Consider the following 21,930-nt stretch of genomic DNA (forward strand, 5'->3'; position numbering starts at 1 on the left):
AAGAGCGTTGCGTATCATTCCGGTTCTCGACCTGAAAGGCGGCGAGGTGGTGCGCGCCCAGCAAGGAAAACGCGATCGCTACAGGCCGATCGTCACGCCGCTCAGCCAAACTTCCGATGTCGTCGCGGTCACTGAGGGCCTGCGCCGGCTTTACCCTTTTCCGACCTTCTATATCGCCGATCTCGATGCCATCGAAGGCGGAACGCCAAACAGTGCCGCGCTTGCCCGGCTGGAGGCGATGGCGGAGCCGCCAGAGCTTTGGGTCGATGCCGGCTTCGCCGACGAGAAAACACTTTCGGCAGCACTTGCCGAACCTTGGCTTTGCCCGGTGCTGGGATCCGAATCGCAGCAGGACGACGCGCTGTTGCGGCGTTTTAGCGGTCATCCGGACCTTATCCTGTCGCTGGATTTCTTCGACGACAGGTTTCGCGGTCCGGCATCATTTCTCGACGAGCCGGCGCTTTGGCCGCAAAAGGTGATCGTCATGACATTGGCCAAGGTCGGCTCCGCCTCCGGTCCCGATTTCACGCGGCTCAAGGCGATCAAGGCGAAGGCTGGAAGCCGCTCCGTCATCGCGGCCGGCGGGGTGCGCAATGAGGCTGACATTCGCGCCCTTTCGTCACTCGGTATCGCCGCGGCGCTGGTTGCGACCTCGCTGCATGACGGCACGCTCACGCCGGGGCACCTCGCAACGCTTGGCACCTGACATTCGCGGTAACCTCGAACTTCGGTCTCGGAAACCGTGCCTTGGATCTAGAGCGGCGAACTCTCAAGTCGATCGTCTCGCCGCTCTATCTCTTTGCTGGAGCATCGGATTTCCCAAAACCGGTTCCCAACCCTCGGGTAAATTCCGAGGGCAGGTTTTGGGGTCCGACGCTCTAAAGGCCCAGAAGCTTTTTCAGGCGGCGCAACAGACCATCCGGCTCCGCGGAGGGTTTTGCCTGTGCGGGGCTGTCTCTTGTCTAAGCCGCGAACGGATGCTTCACTTGGTCCCGCTTATCCGTGGCTTCGGCGGCCGTCGGCGTTCCTGCAACGGCGCGTTGGATGGCTTCCTTCGTCGCTTCGTAATTGTACTTCTGGATCTTGGCGTCGTCGGCGGCGTCCCAATGGATGAAAACGCCGACGCAGATGAACAGGTCGTCCGCCTCATTGGCAGGAATGGTCCCATCGGCGACGCTGTCCTGCACGGCCTTTGCGACTGCATGCTGGGCCGGGCCGAACATCTGCACCGCCTGCTTGGCGCCCTTGATCGTGACCTTGTTGAACATCACGGTGTTGGGCTTGCACTGAAGATTGGGCGCGATCACCGCCAAAAGGGAGGTAAAGCCGTCCTTGTTGTTGGTCAGCGCGTTGCAAAATGCTGTTTCGACCGCGCTCCCCCGTGGGCCGATGAGCAGGTCGACATGCGCCACTTCGTTGCCGTCTCCTACCAGCGATTCACCGACCATTACTTTCGAGATCTTTGCCATGCCAATTTTCCTCCAAGACACAGTTATGGTGTCCAAAGACGCCGCAAACCGAGCGAGCGCTCGATGGACAGCTATCCTTGTTGGCAGCGCCCGGAGATCCGGACCGGTTGGCTGGATAGCCGCGGAAGCCCAGCTTCCGCTCCTGAAAGTCAACCACCAACGTTGCGATTATGCAAGCTGAACGCCGAGAGTGTGGACTAAAAGAGTAGCCACGGTCAGGTCGGCCGAGGTGCCGGGGTTGACGTTGTTCGCTTTCAGCCGGCGGTCGAGCTCCATGAGCAGACGAATGCGTGACGTCTCGTCGTCATTGCCATGCAGCGCCGCCTCAACGGCAAGAGCTTGTTGCCGCGCCTGATTTGCGACTTCAGCGCCATGGTTGCGCACCACATGACTGTCAGGGAAGCCGGCGAGAAACGCCATATAGGCGAACACGGTTGGCCACATGCCGCCTTCGCCGCGCGCCAAGGCAACTTGCAGAGCCGCAAGCCCGACGCCGAACACGTCGCCGAAACCGGTAACATACTGGCGGGCGATCAGGTCGCGGTCGGCCGTCTCCCGCATGGCTTCGAGCAGATGAACCTTCGGCTCCTGCCGCACATCGTTCGTCGCCTCTCCGAGGCCGCCCGGCGCGGCGGCGACGATCGCCTCGAACGCCGCCCTGGTATCGTCGATGCTCATCGCGCGCAGCACCTCGTCGAGATTGTCGTGCAGTCTATTGTCGGGCAGTCGATTGTCGTGCAGTTGGGCGCCCGCCCTTTCGGCGGCGCACAGCAGGGGCCCTGCCAGAAGGATAATACCGAGATTGGTATTGGTCGCGACCGCCAGGCGTGTCGCTCGGACCGCTTCCAGCATGCGCTGTCCGACCGGCAGGCGCGGATCGGTCAGCGGGACGGACGAGACCTCGGCGCTGGTCATGAACTGGGCGGCGGACATGCCGTGCCCGTCGGCGAACAGATGGACGTTGCCCGGTTTCAGCGCCTCGATCTCCATCCGGCAGGCGTCCTTGTAGGCAGCCCGGAGGCGTTCTCGCGAAAGCGCCATGCCGTCGGTCACGAATTCGCCGGCGCGGTGAGGCGGTAGGGTCGCGCTGCCGCCGCCTCTGGGTGATCAGCTGGGCGATCAGCCAGGAATTTCAGCAGGGCGTCGGCAATCGCATCGGCGATGTTGACCGCGACGACCGATTGAAGCCCGGACCAGGCGGGCATGCTGTTGACCTCCAGCACCAACAGCTTGCCGTCTGCCGCCGGCAAGATATCGACGCCGGCGAAATCCGCTGAGATAGCGGCGGCGGCGGCCCGTGCCAGCGCCGCCAGTTCGGTTTCGCCATGCCCCGAAACCTGCCCCGAGACTTGCTCGGGTAGCGCCCCGCGATTGACATTGGTGATCCAGTCCTCGCCACGGCGGCTCATCATCGCCAAAACCTCGCCGGCGCAGACGAAAACGCGAAAATCGCGGAAAGGCGGGCCAGGACGCGGCACGTAATGCTGGAGATAGTAGACGCCGTTCACCTCGTCCTCGGCGGGGAGGTCGGACAGTGTTTCGATCAGCCGGATGCCGCGGCCATGGGCGCCGAAAAGCGGTTTTAGCACCAGCGGCGTGAACGGCAGTTCGCGTCTGGCAACCGCTTCGGCCATGGCAAGACCCTCGACCGCGAATGTCGGCGGCGTCGGCAGGCCGGAGTTCTTCAGGAGGAAGGTCGTCATCGACTTGTCGACGCAGCGTTCTATCGCCTGCGCGGAATTCCACACCGGAATGGAAAGCTTGCCGAATGCGTGCAGCACGCCGAGACGCCGGGTGACCGCTTCGAACGATCCGGCGGCGATCGAACGGACCAGCACGGCGTCGGGCAGCGCGCCGTCGAAACCGGGGATCGACAGTCCGCTCGGGCTGCCGGTGTCGAACGCGATCGCCGCCAGCGGCACGGTTGCGACCACGGCGCCGCGCCGCTCCAGCCTTGCCGCCAGGCCCTTGGAGCGGGTGTCCGAGACGTCGCTGACGATCAGGATGCGAGGGATCATGTCACGCCTTGGATACCGGTATACGGAAAGCCGGAACGAGCGGCCCGGCAGGCGGATGACAGACCAATCCATTGCAGCGCCATGGTCTAACCGAGGCTCCGTTCGAGCATCTGCAGATCACGCTCGCCGGCGCGGAACGTATCGCCGGTCTCAATCGCTGTGACGATCACTTCGGCCGGGCTGAACAGCAGCGGATCGATGGCATAGAAATCTCCCTTGAACCGCTTGAAGACCTCGGCGAAGGGGTGGCCGTGGTCGCGGGAGGCGCGGCTCGGTAGTCGCTCAGCGAGCTCGCTGGCGTCTTTCGCCGAGCCTTTTACGAACAGCTGGACGCTGCCGCCATAGATGATGGCGTCGTTGGTTCTGCCCATGGCGGTCAGGAAATCCGGATGCGGGGCGGGTATAGGCGCCGTGCCGATGCCGTCGACAACGTTCTCCAGCGGAAATTTGAGATCGTTGGTCTTGTGCAGGGCAACCTCGAGCGCGCGCGCGACGATCTGCACGCCGCCCGCAAGGCTTTGTGTCGGCGCATAGAGGAAGGTGAGCTTTTCGGGTGGCAATCCGGTTGCCCTGCCGACCTTCTCGACGATCGCCTGGGGCGGCGGTTTGGCCGTCTCCAGGATCAGCACGGCGGACGACGCGGTATCGCGATAGGAGAGTGTTTCGAACAGCGGTTCGACGCGGGCGAGCGCCCGCGCCGGTCCCGATCCCATGGCAAAATAATCCTGGCTCGACAGGTTCCAGCCCGCATACTGGCTGCCCAGGCAGGCAAGCACCGGCTGCGACGACCGCACTTCGATGGTGAACGGCCATTTTGGCGACGCACGGTCCATGCCCACCGAAATGCTGCCGAGGCCGCCCATCGCGGCTTCCGCCATGCGCAGCCCGGCCTCGACGCCGCCGGCGGCCTTGGCGCCGGCGTCGATCAGGCACTCGCCCAAAGGCCCGGTGGAAACGCCGATACGCAGGCGTTCGGCGTCGCCGATCATGCCGTCGATGATGCGCTGCGCATTGTCGTTGAGGAATGCCGAACCGTCTTTCATGTCCGGTCTCCTTCCCATTGGTGTTGCAATCGGCTGGCTTGTCCCTTGATCAGCCGCCTGGTCAGATCGGCGCTCGGACCGCGCGCGAAGATGGTGCAGACCGGATCGCCGGCGATCAGTCGGGTGCCGGGCGACTGATGGTCGGCAGTCCATTCAGGCCAGGCAATCGATGGAAAGCGGGCGATCGGCGCCGCCGCATAGGTCACCATCGAGGCCATCGAATCGACAAAGCGCGGCAGGCGGTAGGCCCTGCCTGCCACGGCGCGCAGATGCACTTCGATCAATGGCGCGTCGGCATCGTCGAAAATGTCGAGCGTGGCGCCGGGCCGCGGATTGATCTCGATGAACTTGTAGCCATCCGGTCCGCGAATGAGATCGGCGCTGCACAATCCAACCAGGCCGGCGCGGCGCGCCAGACCTGAAAGCCAGCCGCGGATCATCGCCGCCCGTCTGCGATCGAAGCGCCTCAACCGCACGGCGCCGCCATAGCGATAGGGCGCTGCCGGGGCAGGCGACGCCCATTGTTGGCTGAAGCCGACGATGTCAGCGCTTTGGCCGTCGCCGACGAACAGGGCCGAGACACTGCGGCCGGCAATGAAACGCTGGAAATAGCGGCCGCCAGGAGCCTGACACTGTAATTTCGGGGTTTCTCCAGCGGCCCGTCTGATATGCGCGCCGCCGGCGCCGCCTGCGGTCTTGACCACCCAGTTCTCCGGATCGGGCGGCGGGTCCCATTGGAATTCCGGATGCGGAATGCCGAGTTCGGCGCAATCGGTGGCCAGCAATCGCGGGTCCTTGATCCTGCGGATCGCGGCGCCGCTGTTACCGGCGAGCGGAAAATGGCGCGCGATATCGTCGACGGTCTCGGTCATCCGCTCGAAGCCCGAGCCCAGGACAGTGGCGACCGGGTGGTCGTCTCCTGCCAGTTGCCGAAGCGTCTCGATGATGCGCAGGCGGTCGATGCCGCCTTGCAGGTTGCCCGGCAGAATCGTCGCGCGCTCGGCAAGCGCGACCGTGTCGGTATCGCAAAAGAAATCGGCGACCAGCGGACGATAGCCGGCGCGGCGCGCAGCGGCAGCCAGCGCCCGGCCTGAAATCGCCGCGATCAGCAGAGATCCGGCGTTATTTGGCAGTCTCGCGTGCAAGGGAAAATGCTTCCTGGAAATCGAGCGTGATGGTTTTTTCGGATTCGATCATTCTTTTGAAGAGGCCGAATTCGACCTTGTATTTCACGTTGCCGATGGCGAGCGGACCAATGCCGACAGCTTTTGCCGCTTCGAGCGGATCGCCATTGGCATTGACGGCCACGCCTTCGATGCCGGCCGGCGGGACCGCATTGACGTCGGCGGCAATGAGCAGGCCGTCGCCTTTCAACTGGGCTTTCGAGACCACCTGGACGCCGGCCTTGGCGCACGCCAGGATCACCTCGCTCGCCTCTACCAGCTTCGTCTTGCGGGCGTCGCTCGATCCGTCGGCCGCATCGACGGCGATGTTGAACCGGTTTTTGATCTCGGCCGCGATCTGCTTGACCCTTTCGATGCCGTCATGGCCGACCAGCGTCACCCCCGCGCCTTCCCTGGCGGCGATCACGGCGGTGCAGAAGCCGACGACGCCGGTGGCGCCGAAAACAGCGATCCTGGTGTCTTTCAGCCCGCGCTCGAACTTCTTCTCCAGCGCTTTTTCGACCTTGGCCACCATCGCCGCGGCCGTGGTGAACGAGCCGGCCGGATCGGCGAATACCGAGACCTGGAAAGGCGGCACCATCGCTTTTCGCGCTGCCTCGAACATGTCAAGCGCCAGCGAGGCATCCTTGCCGGCGATAAAAATGCCGGTATCGATGCCCGCATCGGGCGGGCGCGAAAAGATCGCGTCCTGCACGAGGCCTGTCACCTCTCCCAGGCTTACATCGACATAGGGGACGACGGCGTCGAAGCCTGCATCGAGCGCCATGTTCACGTCGAAAGGGCTCATATGCTTCAACGGCGTCAGCATGTGCAGGATATGTTTGCGGGCCATTTCTCGCCTTTCTTCTTGAACCTGATCGCGTTGCCCAGCCGTCAGCTGCCGACGAGGTCAAGTCTGGTCGAACTGATCTTCGCGCCGGAATTCCTGCCCTTGACGATCCTGATCTCGATGCCGTCTTCAACTGTCTGCCGAACCGCGTTGACGAAGCTGACTGCAGCGTCTTGCGATGGGGCAAAGGCAAACCCTGTCGGCCCCCACGAGCTCTGGCCGATGCCGACAGCGCCTGCTTCGTTGAGAGCGTGGGCCACGTTCTCGACCCGCCTGGAGGTGAACACGCCGCCTTGCGCCGGGGCGAAATGGGTGCCGATCAGCATCTGGATCGCGGTGACGGCGGCGCCGAAGGCTTGCAGGTCGTGCTCGACCAGAGCCGGCATGATGCCCATCAGCACCCGCCGGCAGATCTCGCCGCTGCCGGATGCCGGGAACGGCGGCAGCGAACGAAATGCCGCGATCTCGGCATCGCCATGCAGCCCATGCCCGCCATGGTCGAGGATCAGGATGACGCGCCACTCTTCCGGGAACGGCAGTCGCGCCACGACCGGCGGCGGCCTGCCGCTGTCGTCCTTGCCGGCGTCGACAATGACGCCACCGTTTTCGAAGCTGGCGATGCCGATGCCGGATCGTCCGCCGCGATCGAGCAGGGTCGCATCGCTGCCAATATCGAGAGGCAGTTTGTGGAGCGTGCGCAGCGCCGCGGCGACGGCAATGGCGATCTGGGTGCCGGAGCCCAGGCCGGCATGGCTCGGGATCGACTGTTCGACCACCAGACGGTGCTGACCGCGAATGCCGAGATGGCTGCAGAGCGTCGCCAGATGGTCGCCGGCGCGCCGGCTCTCGGCGCCTTCGACGATGGTCTCGCTGGATCGTGACAGGGTGACGATGGTTTCGGGTTCGCTCAGCGGCAGCCCGACGCTGCCAAAGCGACGCCCGGTATCGCCGTTGAGATCGAGGAAGCCAAGATGCAGGCGGGCGGGCACTTGTATGGTAACAGAATTCGACATCTACCCCCCGATGGGTGCATCATAGACGCATCATGGAAGTTTAGGTGCCCGTCGCCATGATAGCTGTTTTCGTCGAAGGGGCAAGCCGCAGAGAGTGCATTCGTTTTATCTTCTTTTTGGCCCCGGCGCGAGAACGGACCGGGCAATTCGCGGAGGTCGAGATGAACGAGACGCCGAGGGAAAAAGTCTATTCGGAAGCTGAGATTGCCGACCGGCTCGAGAAGGAACTGCCGAAATGGCATTACGAGAACGGCTGGATCCGGCGCAAATACAAGACCCACAGCTGGAAATCGACACTGATGGTCATCAACACGGTCGGCCACCTCGCCGAGGCGGCATGGCACCACCCCGACATCACGGCTTCCTATGCCTGGGTCGAGGTGCGCCTGATGAACCATGCAGCCAAGGGCATCACCGACAAAGACTTCGAGCTGGCCAAAAAGATCGAGGATGTCGTCCAGTGGCAGCCGGCCCGGGAAGGCGGCGCGCTGGAAGGCACTCCGCCGACCGATCAGCGCTTCGCTTACATCAAATATGATTAAGCGCGGTCGGAATTTGTTGATGGCGTAAGAAAACATTCGCTAATCTGCTGACAGGCGGGGTTCACGGCCAATCCAGTTTCGTCTAGGATCGGGCCGGCACCAGAAAGTAGCGTAGTGAATGGCGGTTGCTTGGATCGGCAACCGGGAAACGCTGGTCGAGCGCGCGGCTGCACATGCCGCCGCGCTGTTGGGGTCAAGCCGGTGCCCGGTTTTCAGCCTGGATACGGATATACACGGCACCAGGGCGGCGATCGCGCTGGCTGAGCGGGTTGGCGCGGCATATGATCATGCCGATGGCGCGGCAGTTTCCCGGGAGGCCGCTCTTTTTACCGACAAAGGCGCGATGACCGTCGCGCCCGGCGAGACGCGCCGGCGCGCCGATGTCGTGGTGATCGTCGGCGAACTCCCGCAGATCCATCATCAATTTGTCGGCGAGCTTGCCGAGACGGTTCCCGATCTCTCGGCCCCCGATCTCTCGGCCAAGAATCAGCGCGAGATCTTTCTGGTCGGGTCGAAAGAAACGTCTGCGCCGCGGTTGAGCAACGGGCGGACGGCGACGCTGCTGTCCTGCGGCGAGGCAGGCCTCGGCGCGACGCTGGCGGCACTGAGGGCGCAGTGGAGGGGGCGCCAGACATCGCAGCCGGTGTCGAATTTCGACGATTTCGCCAAAGCCCTGGAGGCTGCGCATTTTCCCGTCTTCCTGTTTTCAGGCGACGCAACAGACGGGCTGGCGCTGGGGATGCTGCAAGGGCTGATCACCGATCTCAACCGCAAGTCACGCGCATCCGGCCTGCATCTGCCGGCGAGCGAAAATGGCTGGGGAAGCGCGCTCGCCTCGACCTGGATGACCGGTTTTCCGCTGCGCACCGGCTTTGCGCGCGGCTTCCCGGAATTCGATCCCTGGCGCTACGATGTCGCGCGCATGATCGCTGCCGGCGAAGTCGACCTGCACCTGCGGATCTCGTCCTCGATTGTCCAGCCGCAGAAGAAAAGGAACCGCATGGCGCTGATCGCCCTGGCGAAAACGCATGAGCCGGTCGCGGGTGCTGCGGTCACCATCGCCATCGGCGAAGCAGGCGTCGATCACCAGGCGGTGGCCTATTCCAGCCGCACCGGTTCACTGCGGTCGGTCGATGCGCGAGCGGCGTCCGAACTGCCGTCTGCTGCGACTGTTATCCGGCTGGTTGCCAGTCATGTCTCCGCCGAGGCGGCGTTGCCATGCTGACGAAAATCGCCGGCGGCGACATCATCGATCCGGTCAACAGCCGTCTCGGCAAGGGCGACCTGTGGATCAGCGACGACCAGATCGTTGCGGCGCCGGCGGGTGGCGCTGCCGACCGGACCATCGACGCTGCCGGCTGCATCGTGATGGCGGGCGCCATCGACATCCATTCCCACATCGGCGGCGGCAACGTGAATACGGCACGGTTGCTGTTGCCGGAGCAGCACGCCGCACACCAGGCGCGGCCGGCGACGACGCCGCTCTCCAATGCCGGCTGGTCGACCTTCCAGACCGGCTGCCTCTACGCCAAGATGGGTTTCACCACGGTTGTCGAGCCGGCGATGTCGCCGGGAGCCGCACTTCACACCCATCTCGAACTGGCCGACATCCCGATCATCGACAAGGCGACGCTGGCCATTCTCGGCAACGACGATTTCCTGCTGTCGATGATCCGCGACGACGCCTCCTCGCAAATGATCGAGGACTATGTCGCCTGGACGGTCGCCTCGACGCGGGCGCTTGGGGTCAAGGTGATCAATGCCGGCGCGGCGGCCGCCTTCAAGGAAAACGTCCGCACCTTCTCGCTGGACGATGTGGTGCCTTCCTATGGCGTCAGCTCGCGCAAGATCGTCAAGACGCTACAAGCCGCCGTCGCCAGTCTCGGCGTCCCGCATCCGCTGCATGTCCATTGCAACAATCTGGGCAGCCCCGGATCGGCGGACACGGCGGCCGCGACGATCGCGGCGGCGGAAGGATTGCCGCTGCACCTCGCCCATCTCCAGTTCTATGGCTACGGCACGGAAGGCAAGCGCAGGTTTTCCTCGGCCGCGGCGCGCCTTGCCGAACTGGTCAACGCGACGCCGGAAGTCACCATCGATATCGGCCAGGTGATGTTCGGCCAGACGGTCACCGTCTCCTCCGACGTCATGCGGCAGTTTTCGGCGCGTGGCAGTGCGCAGCCGAAGAAATCCGTCATTTATGACGGCGACGGCAATGGCGGCGGCATCGTGCCCTACCGCTATGGCAAGGATTTTTATGGCACGATGCAGTGGGCGATCGGGCTTGAGCTTTTTCTCCTGATCGACGATCCGTGGCGTGTCTTCTTCACCACCGATCATCCCAACGGCGCGCCCTTTACCGCCTATCCGGCCCTGTTCGAGCTGCTGATGAGCCGGGAAGCGCGCACCGAAATGATTGCCGGACTTCCAAAATCCGCCATGGCGCTCTCCACCCTGGCCGCAATCGACCGCGAATACACGTTCGAGGAAATCGCCATCATGACGCGTGCTGCCCCGGCCAAGCTGCTCGGGCTGACGGATCGAGGCCATCTCGGCGCCGGCGCGACAGCCGACATCGCTGTCTACCGCAGGGACGACAATATCGCGAAAATGCTGGGGCAGGCGGCGTATGTCTTCAAGGATGGCGATCTCGTCGTGCAGGGCGGAGAGATCACCCATTACCGCTGGGGCAAGGCGCTCAGGCTCAATCCGCCGCCGGACAAGGCGATGCTGCGGCGCCTGGAGGATTATCACCAGCAGCGCTACGGCCTGTCGCTGGACTGGTTCAATTTCCCGGAATCGGCGATCGCGCGCGAACAGCCATTCGGCGAGGTTGCATGCCGAACGTGAGCGTAAATGGGATAGTGATCGACGATACCTTTGCCGAGGCCTTCGGCATGCGCGCGACCGCCATCATCATCACCGCGCCGAACCGGAAATGGGCGCGCCAGGCGGCGATCACCATGACCGGCTTTGCCACCTCGGTGATCGGCTGCGGCTGCGAAGCGGCAATCGATGTCGAACTGGCGCCATCGGCCACACCGGATGGCCGGCCCGGCTGCCGCGTGATGATCTTTGCGATGGGAACAGACGAACTGCAGAAACAACTGCTCAACCGCGTCGGCCAGTGTGTCTTGACCTCGCCGGGTTCCGCCTGCTTCGCCGGACTGCAGGGCAGCGCCGAGCTGAAGCTCGGTTCGGCGCTGCGTTATTTTGGCGACGGCTGGCAGATCTCCAAGAAAATCGGCGGCAGGCATTTTTGGCGCGTTCCCGTCATGGATGGCGAATTCCTGTGCGAAGCGACGACCGGGCTGACGAAGGCTGCCGTCGGCGGCGGCAATTTCTTCGTCATGGCTGAAAGCAGCGCCAGGGCCTTGAATGCTGCCGAGGCCGCCGTTGCCGCGATCGGCCTGGTGCCGGGCGCGATCGTGCCGTTTCCAGGCGGCATCGCTCGTTCGGGTTCCAAGATCGGTGGTAAATACAAGGGCATGATCGCCTCGGCCAACGAAGCCTATGCGCCGACACTGCGCGGTGTCGTCAGGAGTGAGCTCGGTGCCGACATCAACGCCGTCCTGGAAATCGTCATCGACGGCGAGACCAACGATGCCGTTGCCGCCGCGATGAAGGCCGGCATCAAGGCCGTCATCGAGCTTGGGCCGAAGCGAGGCGCGGTTCGCATAAGCGCCGGCAATTACGGCGGCAAGCTCGGCAAGTTCATCTATTCGCTGAAGGATATGCTGCCGTGAAAGCGCTGACCTTCACCCTTGTCGCCGAGCCGCCCGAGCGCCTTGACCTGTCGCAGCTGACGCCGGAGCGGCTTGCCGGGATCGAAAGGCGCGATATCGAAAAAATCCAGATAGGCACGTCGAAGCATGGATCGAAGGTCGGCGATATCTTTCGCGTCGCCGGCAACGATCCGCTGGACATCGTCTTCGAAGGTGGCAGCGCGCGCCTCGATCGCGTGGCGGAAGGCATGCGGGGCGGTTCGGTTCGCGTCGTCGGCAATGCCGGCGCCCAGGCCGGGCGCGCCATGCGCGGCGGCACGCTCACCATCGAAGGCAATGCAGGCCCGCATGCCGGTTCCGGCATGCGCGGCGGCAGGCTTGAAATAACAGGCAACGCCGGCGATCACCTTGGGGCGCCGCTCGCCGGGGAACTGGCCGGCATGAATGGCGGCGTGCTGATCGTCAGGGGCAAAGCCGGCGCTTTTGCCGCGGACCGCATGCGGCGCGGCCTGATCGCCGTGCTGAAAGGCTTGGGCGACAATGCCGGCAGCCGCATGATCGCCGGCACGCTGGTGGTGGCCGGCGGCAGCGGCGAGATGCCCGGCTATCTGATGCGTCGCGGTTCGATCCTGCTCGATCGCGCGCCGAAAAGCCTGTCGCCGAGTTTCGTCGAATGCGGCGCGCCGGAGAGCGTCTTCGCCGCCGTCATCGATCGCCATCTGATCGCCGAGGGTATTTTGAAGCGGCCGCTGCTGGGCAACGCGCCGCAGAAATACGGCGGTGACAACGCAGTGCTTGGAATGGGTGAGGTTCTTTTCCCTCGCTGAGGCGTGCTGCTGACGCCATTGCGATTAACCCGCCATGGCCGGCATGTCTGCTGGGTCAACGATCGTCGTTGGCAATCAGTTTCGTCAGGCAATCACCCGCCTGGCTCCGGGGCATGCCGATATCGCTGACACTGTCCATGTGGTTGCGGTTGGCGAGAACAAGCGACGTTACCGGCGAACCCTGCTGCAGCAGGTGCTCTTTGAATCGATCTGCCTGCTGATGGAAAGGCGGCGTCTCGTTGGCTCCGACCAGAACCATCGCCCTGGTTTGAGGATCATGCCGATGGGCAAGCGGTGTAAACCTGGCGACTTCCTCATCGGTGATTGCAATTTCGTTGGCGAGAAAGGAGTCCTGGAGCGGTTTCAAATCGTAGAGCCCGCCGAGCAGAAGGGCTGCCCGCACATTCGAAGGGCTATGCTCGCTGTCGAACAGGAACGTTGAAAGATGTGCTCCGGCCGAATGGCCGCTGACGGTGAGGTCTGCCGGGTTTCCGCCATGGTCGGCGATATGGGCCAGAACCCACTGCTTGGCGCGGCGCACCTGGTCGACGATCGTCGCCATCCTGACCTTGGGCATCAGAGCATAGTCGACGATGACGGCAATCGCGCCGGCCTGGGTAATCGTCGCTGCGACGTATGAGTAGTCGCGCTTGGAGAACATCCTCCAGTAGCCGCCATGGATAAACATGTGCACCGGCAGGCCGCTTCGTTTGCCCGGGGGAAAGAACAGGTCGATGGTTTCGGTCTGATCCGGCCCATAGGCAATGTCCGCAGTCATCGGGATGGTTGCGCGGACGGCCTCGCTGCGGCGAACGATGTCCTGGACGATTTGATCGAAATCGGCGACATGGTCGCGGATGCGGAACGGATCGCTTTGCACTCTTCCTCCGCTTAGATGCTGATGGCGAGGTATTTCGCCTCCATGAACTCGGCAATGCCGTGATGCTGGCCGCCCTCGCGGCCGAGGCCGCTCTGCTTGACCCCGCCGAACGGTGCTGCCGGATCGGACACCAAGCCGCGGTTGAGAGCGACCATCCCGGCTTCGATCCTGGATGCCACCCGCATTCCACGCGCAAGATCGCGCGTGTAGATGTAGGCGGCAAGACCGTATTCGGTGTCGTTGGCGCGCGCGATGATTTCGGCTTCCGTTTCGAACCTCGAGATCGGCGCCACCGGCCCAAAAATTTCCTCGTGCGCCATCTCCGCCTCGGCCGCGACGTCGCAGAGCACGGTCGGCGGATAGTAGTATCCCGTTCCCGAGCCTGCCTTGCCTCCGCACAGCACCCGCGCGCCACGGGCGACGGCATCGTTGACCAGACGGTCGATCTTGTCGACGGCCTTCCGGGTGATCATCGGCCCGCACTCCGTGGCCGCGTCCGTGCCGGCGCCGACCTTGAGTGCCAACATCCGCCTGGCGAGGCTTTCGCAAAACGCATCGTAAACGCCGGACTGGACATAGATGCGGTTTGCAGCAGTGCAGGCCTCGCCGGCGTTGCGCATCTTCGCCACCATCGCCCCATCGACCGCGGCGTCGAGGTCCGCGTCATCGAACACAAGGAATGGCGCGTTGCCGCCAAGTTCCATCGAGCACGAAACCACGTGCTTTGCGGCCTCGGCCAGCAGAACGCGCCCGACAGAAGTCGAGCCGGTGAAGGAGAGTTTCCGCACCCGCGGATCGGCCAGCATCGCCGCCGTCACCGGGCCGGGATTGGAGGTTGTCAGAACGTTGACAACCCCGGGTGGGACACCCGCTTCTTCATAGAGCGCGGCGAGCGCGTAGGCGGTGAGCGGGGTCTCGCTGGCCGGCTTCAAGATCACGGGGCACCCGGCAGCCAGGGCGGGCGCGATCTTGCGCGTCGCCATGGCGGCAGGAAAATTCCAGGGTGTGACAAGGACACAGATGCCGATCGGCTCGTAGTCGACGACAATCCGGTTGGTGCCGGAAGGCGCCATCCCGAATTCGCCGGTGATGCGAACGGCTTCCTCGGCATTCCAGCGAAAGAATTCCGCGGCATAGGCGATCTCGCCACGCGCGTCCCGCAGTGCCTTGCCGTTTTCCAGCGAGATCAAGGTGGCCAGCGTCTCGCAACGCTGCGTCATCAGCTCGAAGCAATTTCTGAGGATTTCGGAGCGCTTGCGGGGCGCCGTCGTGCGCCAGCCATCGGCGGCCTTGGCCGCAGCCTCGACGGCGGCCGTTGCATCTTCGATCGTCGCATCGGGAACGGCGGCGATCACCGCCTCGGTGGAGGGGTCGACGACCTGGATTTCCCTGCCGTCGGCGGATTGCCGCCATTGGCCGGCGATATACAAGCCGTGGGAGAATCTATGGAAGCCGGCAGTGTCCTGCTCGTCCTCCAGCAGCTGATGAGATATGTTCATGGCCTGCTCCTCGGTTGCTCACTTGACACAGGCGGCGAGGTCGCCATCATAGGCGGCCTGGATCAGGCCGCGCATGGCTGCCGGATCGAAAGGACGCGGATTGTTCTTGATGAGACGGTCGATGCCGAGCGCCTGTTCGGCCGTCCAATCGAGCTTGTCGGCGGGAAGCCCGAGCCTGGCCAGCGTAGGCGTGATCCCGATCGCTGCAAACAGCCGGCCGATCTCGTCGATCGTCGCGTCGGCCATCTCGGCGGTGCTCCGGTCCCTGCCGTCGAGACCAAGGGCAAGGCCGATCTCGGTCATCTCGGCGGCCGCGGCGGCCCGGTTGTACTTCATGACATACGGCAGCATGGTGGCGACACCCAGCCCGTGAGCGGTGTGGGTAAGCGCGCCGACCGGATATTGCACCGCGTGCGCCGCCGCCGTTCCGGCGGTACCGAACGCGCAGCCGGCTGCAAGCGCGCCCATCATCACATCGGCGCGAGCGTCCTCGTCGGCGGGGGCGCGGCAGGCCTTCTCGAGACTGCGGCCAAGCAGCTTGATCGCGAGCAGCGCAAAATGATCGGTCAGCGCGCTCTTGCCGATGAAGACATGCTGTTGCGGCAGGCCGGGGTCGGTGCCGCGCCTGGCGGCGGTGAAAGCCTCGACCGCATGGGTCAGCGCGTCTGCGCCGGCGATCGCCGTCAGCCCCGGGGGACATGTCATCGTCAGTTCCGGGTCGCAGATGGCGGCTGCCGCGATCAGATGCGGGCTGGAGATGCCTACCTTCATGGTGCGATCCGGATCGGAGATCACCGCGACAGGGGTCACTTCCGAGCCGGTGCCGGCTGTCGTTGGCACCGCGATCAGCGGCAGCGTCGGACCGGGCACCTTGAACTCGCCGTAGTAGTCCTGGAGCAGGCCGCCGTGGCTGATGAGCAACGCGGCGCATTTGGCCATGTCGAGACAACTGCCGCCGCCGATGCCGATCACCATGTCGGGCGCAAAATCCCGCGCCTCCTCGACGCAGACGGCAACCGTGTCGCGCGGCACATCGGGCTGCACACGGTCGTGCACCAGCACAGCGATCGATGCGCCCTCGAGCGCCGCCATGATCTCGGCGAAGGCGACAGTTGCGGCAAAGCGCTCGTCCGTGCAGACGAGAGCGCGATGGCCGAGCCTTGCCGCAACGGTTGCAATGACATGGCGCTGGCCCTTACCGAAAAGGATTTCACGCGGCAGCCTTATGGCAGCGAAAAGGCTCATGGTCTTGCGTCCCTCGATGATGGTGGAAAGGCGAAGTTCGCCGAGTTCCGAAGGTATCCTCTATCAAATCGTATAGGATATAGGATTGTATTGAGCGAAGCATCGTGTTAGTCAGTGATCCTGTCAAGAGGCAAAGATGCAGGTCACGAACGCAAGCAATTCCCGAGAAGTCGACCCCGCCAGCGGGCGCATCCAGCGATCCACCAGCCTGGTGGAGGACGTCTATGAAGCGATCTTCGCGCAACTCATGTCGCTGAAGATCGCGCCTGGCTCACGGATCACCGTCGACAGTCTGGTCAAGGAACTCGACGTATCCCACACGCCGATCCGTGAAGCGCTTGGCCGCCTCGAAGGCGAAGGCCTTGTGCTGAAGACACATTTGATCGGCTACCGCGCCGCGCCGCAGATAACCAGGCGCCGATTTGACGAACTCTATGAGCTTCGCCTGCTGCTCGAGCCGCATGCGGCGGCCAAAGCAGCCGCATTGATGGATGAGACGAAACTTGCGGTGCTTGAGGAGTCCGCAGGCGGCATGGCGCGCCGCGAAGGCAAGGATGAACGCCTGCGTTACTCCAACTTCGCGCGGCAGGACGCCATTTTCCACGACCGGATCATGGAATTTGCAGACAATGGCCTCGTGCGCGAGACCCTCGCGTTCCAGCATACGCACTTCCACATCTTCCGCCTGATGTTCCATTCGCGCGTCACCGAGGAAGCGCTCGACGAGCATCAGGCCATCCTGGCCGCCTTCGCCGCCTCCGACCCCGCTGCGGCGGAACAGGCGATGCGCCGTCATATCGAGCATTCTCGTGATCGTTTGCTGCCGGCGTTCGATTGAGGCTGGCACGATGTTCGTCACCGTCGGGAGCGGCGCGGTCAAGCTGTATGCACCGTTGATCAGGCAAGCAAACGCCGGGGACATCCCGGATTTCTGAGACCCGCGCCGCCGGGCGCGTGCAATGCCCGCCCGCCTTCCATTCACAAAACGAGGAACCGACCATGCCAGGCAAGAAAATACTGATGTTGACCGGTGAATTTACCGAAGAATACGAGATCTTCGTCTATCAGCAGGCGATGGAGGCGGTCGGCCACATCGTCCACGTTGTCTGTCCTGACAAGAGCGCTGGCGACCTGATCAAGACGTCGCTTCACGATTTCGAAGGTGACCAGACCTACACCGAAAAACCCGGCCACTATGCTTTGCTGAACAAAACCTTTTCGGAGGCGGAAAGACAGCTCGACCAGTATCATGCCGTCTATTGCGCGGGCGGCCGCGGCCCCGAGTACATCCGCACGGATAAGCGCGTGCAGGCGATCGTCCGCCATTTCCACGAAAACCAGAAGCCGATCTTTACGATCTGCCATGGCGTCCAGATCCTGATCGCCGTCGACGGCGTCGTGCGTGGCAAGAAAGTAGGTGCGCTGGCCGCCTGCGAGCCGGAAGTGACCCTCGCCGGTGGAACCTATATCGACCTGTCCCCGACCGAGGCTTATGTCGACGGAACGATGGTCTCGGCAAAGGGCTGGACCGCACTTGCCGCGTTCATCCGCGAGTGCCTGAAGGTGCTGGGGACGGAGATCCGCCACACCTAAAGCGCGTCACGTTTGACCGGCCTCATGCGACGCGCTTTAGGTTGTTGTTTTTGCATGTCGTTATCGCAAAAACCGCTGCACACTTTTGCGCGACATGCATTGAGTCAATCGTCCGACGCATCCCAGACGGGATGCGTCGGCTCGCTTCAAAACTCGGCCCAAAATACGGCTTCGTTTTGCAGCTCCTAGACCTCTGCATTTTCGGATACGATCGGATCGACCGGGCGCGCTCCCGCTCCGGTCGGGAGGCAATTGTTGAGGAACCTAGGCAACCCGCACAGGGCCACCGACGGCGTTCCGATCACACGGCGTGATCTGATTGCGGCCGCCGTTTCGGGTGCGGTCTTCGCCCCCGTTGCGCTTGGCGCCGAAGAAGAGAGTTTCAAATTCGGCCTGACGCCGGTCTTCCTCTCGAACGATCTCGAACTGCTTGGCCATCTGCGCAGTTATCTCAGCGCCAGGATCGGTGGCCAGGTCGAACTCGTCACGCGCCGCACCTATCAGGAGATCACGGCGCTGCTGGTTTCCGGCCAGATCCAGTCGGCATGGATCTGCGGCTATCCCTACGTGCAGTTCAAGGCCGATCTCGACCTTGTCGCGGCCCCGGTCTGGCACGGCAAGCCGCTCTACCAGTCCTACCTGATCGCTTCGGCCGATCGTAAAGCGGATGACTGGACCGGACTGAAAGGCGACGTCCATGCGTTCTCGGATCCTGATTCGAATTCGGGTTTTCTGGTGACGCGGGCGCTGCTTGCGGAGAACCGCCAGCTTGCCGGCAGCTTTTTCGCGCGCAGCTTTTTCACCTATGGCCACCGAAACGTCATCAGGGCCGTCGCCTCCGGCCTCGCTCAGTCGGGCAGTGTCGACGGCTATGTCTACGAGGTCATGCGCGAGACCGAGCCGGACCTGGTGAAGCAGACCAGGATCGTGCGCAAGTCGGAATGGCTGGGCTTTCCGCCAATCGCGTCGCCGAAGTCCGTCGCCAACGATCGACGCGTCAGGGCGTTGCAGCTGGCCTTGATTTCCATGCATGACGATGCCGAGGGTCGCAAGGTCCTTGCCCTGCTTCGTCTGGACGGGTTCGTGGCAACCGGTCCGTCGCACTTCGACGCGATTGCGGCCAAGGTGGAAACCGTGAGGCAGTTCGGATGAAACTGTTTTGGCGTTTCCGATCGATTCCCGTCTCCTACCGTGTGCCGGTCCTTGTCGCTTTGCTGATGGTGGTCATCAGTGCGGCCATTTCCGAGCGCGTGCTCAGCCGGTTGTCGCGGACACAGGAGAGCTTCCTCAACGGTCTTGCCGAGACCTATCTGGACGGGCTTTCGTCAGCGGTCGTGCCGGCCGTGTTGCGGGCCGACGTCTGGGAGGTGTTCGACGCGCTCGACAGGTCCTCGGCGTCGTATAAATCGCTCGCTCCGATCGAAACCGTGGTGACCGGCGCAGACGGCAAGGTGCTCGCAGCGAGCGATCCGAACCGGATCGCGACCTATTCCGAATTGTCGGCCGATTACCGCAATCGCTATGGGCCGGATGTCGTCACCATCGACGAGGCCAGACTGACCGGGTTCGCCCACCGCGATCTCGTCTATCAGGGCCAGCCGATCGGCACCATCCACGCCACATTCGATGTTTCGCATCTCTTTGCCGAGCGGCGCGAGATATTGGTCACCCTGCTCATTACCAATGGCGTCCTTGCCGCGTTGTTCGCGCTGGGCGGCTTCGTGCTGGTGAGGCAGATGATCGGCCCGATGCGGGTGCTGGAGGATCACATGCGCGCGGCAGCGCATGGCGCGGCCGAACCGATCTCGTGCCGGGAAATCCCGGCCGGGGACTCCGAAGTCGCAGGCCTGTTCCGCGGCTACAACGCCCTTGTCCATGCCGAGCGTGAGCGCGCGAACTTCGCCATGCAACTCGCCGAGGAAGAGAAGCTGTCGAGCCTCGGGCGTCTCGCTTCCGGCATGGCGCACGAGATCAACAATCCGCTTGGCGGCTTGTTCAACGCACTGGATACGTTGAAGACCCATGGCGAAACCCCCGGTGTTCGCGACACATCGATCAGCCTGATCGAGCGCGGCCTTGCCGGCATTCGCGACGTGGTCGAGGCCGCGCTGGCGACATATCGGCCAGAACGATCGCAGCGCCCGATGACGGCCGCCGATCTGGACGATGTCCGCCTGTTGCTCAAGCCGGAATTGCGCCGCAAGCGGCAGCGGCTGGATTGGAGCGTCGCATGGAACGGTGCGCGGGAATTGCCCATCCGAGGCGGTCCGGTCCGTCAGGCAGTCCTCAACCTGCTCCTCAATGCCAGCGCAATCACTCCGGAAGACGGGACGGTTTCGCTGACGGCGATGAGCCGGGAAGACCGGTTGCACATCGAAATTGGCGACCAGGGCACCGGAATGCCGGCCGACATCGCGGGGATCCTCATCGACCAGGACCCCGGTCCGGCCGTACGCGCGGGGCGTGGCCTCGGCCTCTGGATGGTCCGCCGCGTGGTTGACGATCTCGGCGGACGTGCCAGTATCGCAGCCAAAAGAGGGGGAGGGACGGCGGTCACGCTGACAATTCCCTTCGACAGGGAGGACACCAAAGCCCATGCCGCCTGAGCGCGCCCGGATAGGCCTCGTCGAGGACGATCCCGTCATGGGCGGGTCGATCGTCCAGCGCCTCGAGCTCGAGGGCTGGCAGGTGAATTGGTGGCAGTCAGGGCGAGATGCCATCTCCGGAATTGAAGGCCTCTGCGGTTGCCTCGATCTGGTGATATGTGACGTCCGCCTCCCGGATATTTCGGGCGAAGTGGTTTTCAGCGAGCTTGCCAACTTGCCGAATTCGCCGCCCTTTGTCTTCGTGACCGGCCATGGCGAGGTTGACCAGGCTGTCCGGTTGATGCGATCCGGCGCCGTCGATTTCATGACCAAGCCGTTCGCGATGGATGAATTCCTGCGCAGAATCGATGCCGCGCGGCGGACAACGCATAGCCAGCTTCGTCTCAACGGCTATTTCCTCGGCGAGTCCCCGGCCATCCAGCATGCCGAAGACCTGCTGCGTCGTTATGCGGGCCACGATCTTCCGGTGCTGATCACCGGCGAGACCGGATGCGGGAAAGAAGTGGCGGCCCGCCTGCTGCATGAGGTCTCACCTCGGCGCCTGGAGCCGTTCATCGCCGTGAACTGTGCGGCGATCCCGGCCGAACTGCTGGAAAGCGAGATTTTCGGTCACGAGAAAGGGGCGTTTACCGGGGCGCAACAGCGGCATCTCGGATACGCCGAACGGGCCGGAAAAGGCACGTTGTTCCTTGACGAGATCGGTGACATGCCAATGCCGCTTCAGGCAAAACTGCTCAGGCTCATAGAGGATGGCAGTTTCAATCGCGTCGGCGGCGAGACGCCCTGCACGTTTGGTGCACGGGTGGTTTCCGCCACGCATCGCGACCTCGGCCAACGCGATGGCCGGTCGAGCTTCCGCGAAGACCTGTATTTTCGCCTCGCGGTCCTGCCGGTGACGATTCCACCGCTGCGCGAGCGGCATGAGGACATCACCTGGCTGCTCGACAGGTTCCTTGAAAACGCAGCGACCCGATCCGACACCCGGATCCGGGGTTTCAGCGCGCTGGCCGAGGAGGCCGCACTCGCCTATCCCTGGCCCGGAAATGTGCGGGAGCTTAGAAACCGTGTCGAGCGGGCGGTGGCGTTGTCGACCAGTGAATGGATCATGCCCGGCGACCTGTTCCCGGAGCGGACAACAAAGCCCGCAAATGCTGCATTCGTGCCGCTGGCCGATGTTCGCGATGCCGCGGAGCGGCGGCAGATAGAGCGGGCGCTGGACGAAACCGGCGGTCAGATCGCAAAAGCAGCCGGGTTGCTGGCGATCTCGCGAACGACGCTTTGGGAGAAGATGACGCGACTCGGCGTTGCCGATCGGGCGCGTTCGACTTCCTGAACCTTCGGCAGTGCAGCATGTCCGGATTTTCGAACATGCAGGCCTCTTGGCGCTGGCTTTCCAGCAGTTTCTCCAATGAAATCGGTGACTTCTTCGGTTGGCACAGGCGTTGCAAGACCGCTTG

Annotated in this window: 21 protein-coding genes; 11 read left to right on the forward strand and 10 right to left on the reverse strand. The window is 63.5% G+C overall.

All coding sequences use genetic code 11. The features are described 5' to 3' along the window. Window positions 1-7 precede the first annotated feature (7 nt). Window positions 8-706, forward strand: a complete 699-nt coding sequence (locus tag M727_RS0102530; protein ID WP_027151338.1) for a HisA/HisF-related TIM barrel protein — start codon at window positions 8-10, stop codon at window positions 704-706. A 256-nt stretch (window positions 707-962) separates the two neighbouring features. Here M727_RS0102530 and fae read toward each other — a convergent pair whose 3' ends face one another. The 7 genes from fae to M727_RS0102565 all read right to left on the reverse strand — a co-directional run bounded on the left by fae (window position 963) and on the right by M727_RS0102565 (window position 7,556). Continuing rightward, window positions 963-1,469 carry a formaldehyde-activating enzyme gene (gene fae / locus M727_RS0102535; protein WP_023797737.1) on the reverse strand — a complete coding sequence of 169 codons (507 nt, stop codon included), beginning with the start codon at window positions 1,467-1,469 and terminating at the stop codon, window positions 963-965. Window positions 1,470-1,637: 168 nt separating this feature from the next. After that, the gene (locus M727_RS0102540; protein ID WP_348627132.1) at window positions 1,638-2,522 is read right to left on the reverse strand and encodes a triphosphoribosyl-dephospho-CoA synthase; all 885 of its coding nucleotides are present in this window, start codon (window positions 2,520-2,522) and stop codon (window positions 1,638-1,640) included. Next, the gene (locus tag M727_RS0102545; RefSeq protein WP_245268369.1) at window positions 2,519-3,559 is read right to left on the reverse strand and encodes a RimK family alpha-L-glutamate ligase; all 1,041 of its coding nucleotides are present in this window, start codon (window positions 3,557-3,559) and stop codon (window positions 2,519-2,521) included. Before M727_RS0102545 ends, M727_RS0102540 begins: the two co-directional genes overlap by 4 nt. Before the next feature lie 14 nt (window positions 3,560-3,573). Continuing rightward, window positions 3,574-4,530 (reverse strand): methenyltetrahydromethanopterin cyclohydrolase, encoded by a 957-nt coding sequence (gene mch, locus M727_RS0102550; RefSeq protein ID WP_027151341.1) that lies wholly within the window; start codon window positions 4,528-4,530, stop codon window positions 3,574-3,576. Beyond that, on the reverse strand, window positions 4,527-5,675 hold the full coding sequence (locus M727_RS0102555) for an ATP-grasp domain-containing protein (RefSeq protein ID WP_027151342.1): 1,149 nt from the start codon (window positions 5,673-5,675) through the stop codon (window positions 4,527-4,529). Before M727_RS0102555 ends, mch begins: the two co-directional genes overlap by 4 nt. Further along, window positions 5,653-6,546 carry an NAD(P)-dependent methylenetetrahydromethanopterin dehydrogenase gene (locus M727_RS0102560; RefSeq protein WP_027151343.1) on the reverse strand — a complete coding sequence of 298 codons (894 nt, stop codon included), beginning with the start codon at window positions 6,544-6,546 and terminating at the stop codon, window positions 5,653-5,655. The genes M727_RS0102555 and M727_RS0102560 overlap by 23 nt, the downstream gene beginning before the upstream one ends. 41 nt (window positions 6,547-6,587) lie before the next feature. After that, window positions 6,588-7,556 carry a beta-ribofuranosylaminobenzene 5'-phosphate synthase family protein gene (locus M727_RS0102565; RefSeq protein WP_027151344.1) on the reverse strand — a complete coding sequence of 323 codons (969 nt, stop codon included), beginning with the start codon at window positions 7,554-7,556 and terminating at the stop codon, window positions 6,588-6,590. A gap of 161 nt (window positions 7,557-7,717) precedes the next feature. Between M727_RS0102565 and M727_RS0102570 the strand changes: the two genes are divergently transcribed. From M727_RS0102570 to M727_RS0102590, 5 genes are all read left to right on the forward strand, one after another. Beyond that, window positions 7,718-8,098, forward strand: a complete 381-nt coding sequence (locus M727_RS0102570) for a 4a-hydroxytetrahydrobiopterin dehydratase (RefSeq protein WP_027151345.1) — start codon at window positions 7,718-7,720, stop codon at window positions 8,096-8,098. A gap of 118 nt (window positions 8,099-8,216) precedes the next feature. Continuing rightward, window positions 8,217-9,323, forward strand: a complete 1,107-nt coding sequence (locus M727_RS0102575; protein ID WP_027151346.1) for a tungsten formylmethanofuran dehydrogenase — start codon at window positions 8,217-8,219, stop codon at window positions 9,321-9,323. Continuing rightward, window positions 9,317-10,948 carry a formylmethanofuran dehydrogenase subunit A gene (locus M727_RS0102580; protein WP_027151347.1) on the forward strand — a complete coding sequence of 544 codons (1,632 nt, stop codon included), beginning with the start codon at window positions 9,317-9,319 and terminating at the stop codon, window positions 10,946-10,948. The genes M727_RS0102575 and M727_RS0102580 overlap by 7 nt, the downstream gene beginning before the upstream one ends. Further along, complete coding sequence (fhcD, locus tag M727_RS0102585) at window positions 10,936-11,844, forward strand: formylmethanofuran--tetrahydromethanopterin N-formyltransferase (RefSeq protein WP_027151348.1); 909 nt, start codon at window positions 10,936-10,938, stop codon at window positions 11,842-11,844. The genes M727_RS0102580 and fhcD overlap by 13 nt, the downstream gene beginning before the upstream one ends. Then, the gene (locus tag M727_RS0102590; protein WP_027151349.1) at window positions 11,841-12,650 is read left to right on the forward strand and encodes a formylmethanofuran dehydrogenase subunit C; all 810 of its coding nucleotides are present in this window, start codon (window positions 11,841-11,843) and stop codon (window positions 12,648-12,650) included. The genes fhcD and M727_RS0102590 overlap by 4 nt, the downstream gene beginning before the upstream one ends. Window positions 12,651-12,705: 55 nt before the next feature. Here the strand turns inward: M727_RS0102590 and M727_RS0102595 are convergent, their stop codons facing one another. The 3 genes from M727_RS0102595 to M727_RS0102605 are packed head-to-tail and all read right to left on the reverse strand — an operon-like array spanning window position 12,706 to window position 16,274. Next, window positions 12,706-13,530: an alpha/beta hydrolase gene (locus M727_RS0102595; protein ID WP_027151350.1), complete on the reverse strand. Its 825-nt coding sequence runs from the start codon at window positions 13,528-13,530 to the stop codon at window positions 12,706-12,708. 11 nt (window positions 13,531-13,541) lie between these two features. Then, window positions 13,542-15,029, reverse strand: a complete 1,488-nt coding sequence (locus M727_RS0102600; RefSeq protein ID WP_027151351.1) for an NAD-dependent succinate-semialdehyde dehydrogenase — start codon at window positions 15,027-15,029, stop codon at window positions 13,542-13,544. Window positions 15,030-15,047: 18 nt separating this feature from the next. Further along, window positions 15,048-16,274, reverse strand: coding sequence for an iron-containing alcohol dehydrogenase (locus tag M727_RS0102605; protein WP_027151352.1), 1,227 nt, complete (start codon window positions 16,272-16,274; stop codon window positions 15,048-15,050). Window positions 16,275-16,410: 136 nt separating this feature from the next. Here M727_RS0102605 and M727_RS0102610 point away from each other — a divergent pair, with 136 nt between their 5' ends. The 5 genes from M727_RS0102610 to M727_RS0102635 all read left to right on the forward strand — a co-directional run bounded on the left by M727_RS0102610 (window position 16,411) and on the right by M727_RS0102635 (window position 21,806). After that, complete coding sequence (locus M727_RS0102610) at window positions 16,411-17,112, forward strand: GntR family transcriptional regulator (RefSeq protein WP_027151353.1); 702 nt, start codon at window positions 16,411-16,413, stop codon at window positions 17,110-17,112. A gap of 161 nt (window positions 17,113-17,273) precedes the next feature. Further along, on the forward strand, window positions 17,274-17,867 hold the full coding sequence (locus M727_RS0102620; protein WP_027151354.1) for a DJ-1/PfpI family protein: 594 nt from the start codon (window positions 17,274-17,276) through the stop codon (window positions 17,865-17,867). Window positions 17,868-18,122: 255 nt separating this feature from the next. After that, window positions 18,123-19,019, forward strand: coding sequence for a PhnD/SsuA/transferrin family substrate-binding protein (locus M727_RS0102625; protein ID WP_051505508.1), 897 nt, complete (start codon window positions 18,123-18,125; stop codon window positions 19,017-19,019). Further along, a complete protein-coding gene (locus M727_RS0102630; RefSeq protein ID WP_027151356.1) occupies window positions 19,016-20,473 on the forward strand; it encodes a HAMP domain-containing sensor histidine kinase in 1,458 nt (485 codons plus the stop codon). Before M727_RS0102625 ends, M727_RS0102630 begins: the two co-directional genes overlap by 4 nt. After that, on the forward strand, window positions 20,463-21,806 hold the full coding sequence (locus M727_RS0102635; RefSeq protein ID WP_027151357.1) for a sigma-54 dependent transcriptional regulator: 1,344 nt from the start codon (window positions 20,463-20,465) through the stop codon (window positions 21,804-21,806). Before M727_RS0102630 ends, M727_RS0102635 begins: the two co-directional genes overlap by 11 nt. The last annotated feature ends 124 nt before the right edge of the window (window positions 21,807-21,930 follow it).

Source organism: Mesorhizobium sp. WSM2561 (assembly GCF_000513915.1).
GTDB classification, from domain to species: Bacteria; Pseudomonadota; Alphaproteobacteria; order Rhizobiales; family Rhizobiaceae; genus Mesorhizobium; species Mesorhizobium muleiense.

What these genes read in the sequence shown, in the direction of transcription:
- fae (WP_023797737.1), bottom strand. Translation starts at nt 1,469, where the DNA reads ATGGCAAAGATCTCGAAAGTAATGGTCGGTGAATCGCTGGTAGGAGAC.
- M727_RS0102545 (WP_245268369.1), bottom strand. Translation starts at nt 3,559, where the DNA reads ATGGATTGGTCTGTCATCCGCCTGCCGGGCCGCTCGTTCCGGCTTTCC.
- mch (WP_027151341.1), bottom strand. Translation starts at nt 4,530, where the DNA reads ATGAAAGACGGTTCGGCATTCCTCAACGACAATGCGCAGCGCATCATC.
- M727_RS0102560 (WP_027151343.1), bottom strand. Translation starts at nt 6,546, where the DNA reads ATGGCCCGCAAACATATCCTGCACATGCTGACGCCGTTGAAGCATATG.
- M727_RS0102565 (WP_027151344.1), bottom strand. Translation starts at nt 7,556, where the DNA reads ATGTCGAATTCTGTTACCATACAAGTGCCCGCCCGCCTGCATCTTGGC.
- M727_RS0102570 (WP_027151345.1), top strand. Translation starts at nt 7,718, where the DNA reads ATGAACGAGACGCCGAGGGAAAAAGTCTATTCGGAAGCTGAGATTGCC.
- M727_RS0102575 (WP_027151346.1), top strand. Translation starts at nt 8,217, where the DNA reads ATGGCGGTTGCTTGGATCGGCAACCGGGAAACGCTGGTCGAGCGCGCG.
- M727_RS0102580 (WP_027151347.1), top strand. Translation starts at nt 9,317, where the DNA reads ATGCTGACGAAAATCGCCGGCGGCGACATCATCGATCCGGTCAACAGC.
- fhcD (WP_027151348.1), top strand. Translation starts at nt 10,936, where the DNA reads ATGCCGAACGTGAGCGTAAATGGGATAGTGATCGACGATACCTTTGCC.
- M727_RS0102600 (WP_027151351.1), bottom strand. Translation starts at nt 15,029, where the DNA reads ATGAACATATCTCATCAGCTGCTGGAGGACGAGCAGGACACTGCCGGC.
- M727_RS0102605 (WP_027151352.1), bottom strand. Translation starts at nt 16,274, where the DNA reads ATGAGCCTTTTCGCTGCCATAAGGCTGCCGCGTGAAATCCTTTTCGGT.
- M727_RS0102610 (WP_027151353.1), top strand. Translation starts at nt 16,411, where the DNA reads ATGCAGGTCACGAACGCAAGCAATTCCCGAGAAGTCGACCCCGCCAGC.
- M727_RS0102620 (WP_027151354.1), top strand. Translation starts at nt 17,274, where the DNA reads ATGCCAGGCAAGAAAATACTGATGTTGACCGGTGAATTTACCGAAGAA.
- M727_RS0102630 (WP_027151356.1), top strand. Translation starts at nt 19,016, where the DNA reads ATGAAACTGTTTTGGCGTTTCCGATCGATTCCCGTCTCCTACCGTGTG.
- M727_RS0102635 (WP_027151357.1), top strand. Translation starts at nt 20,463, where the DNA reads ATGCCGCCTGAGCGCGCCCGGATAGGCCTCGTCGAGGACGATCCCGTC.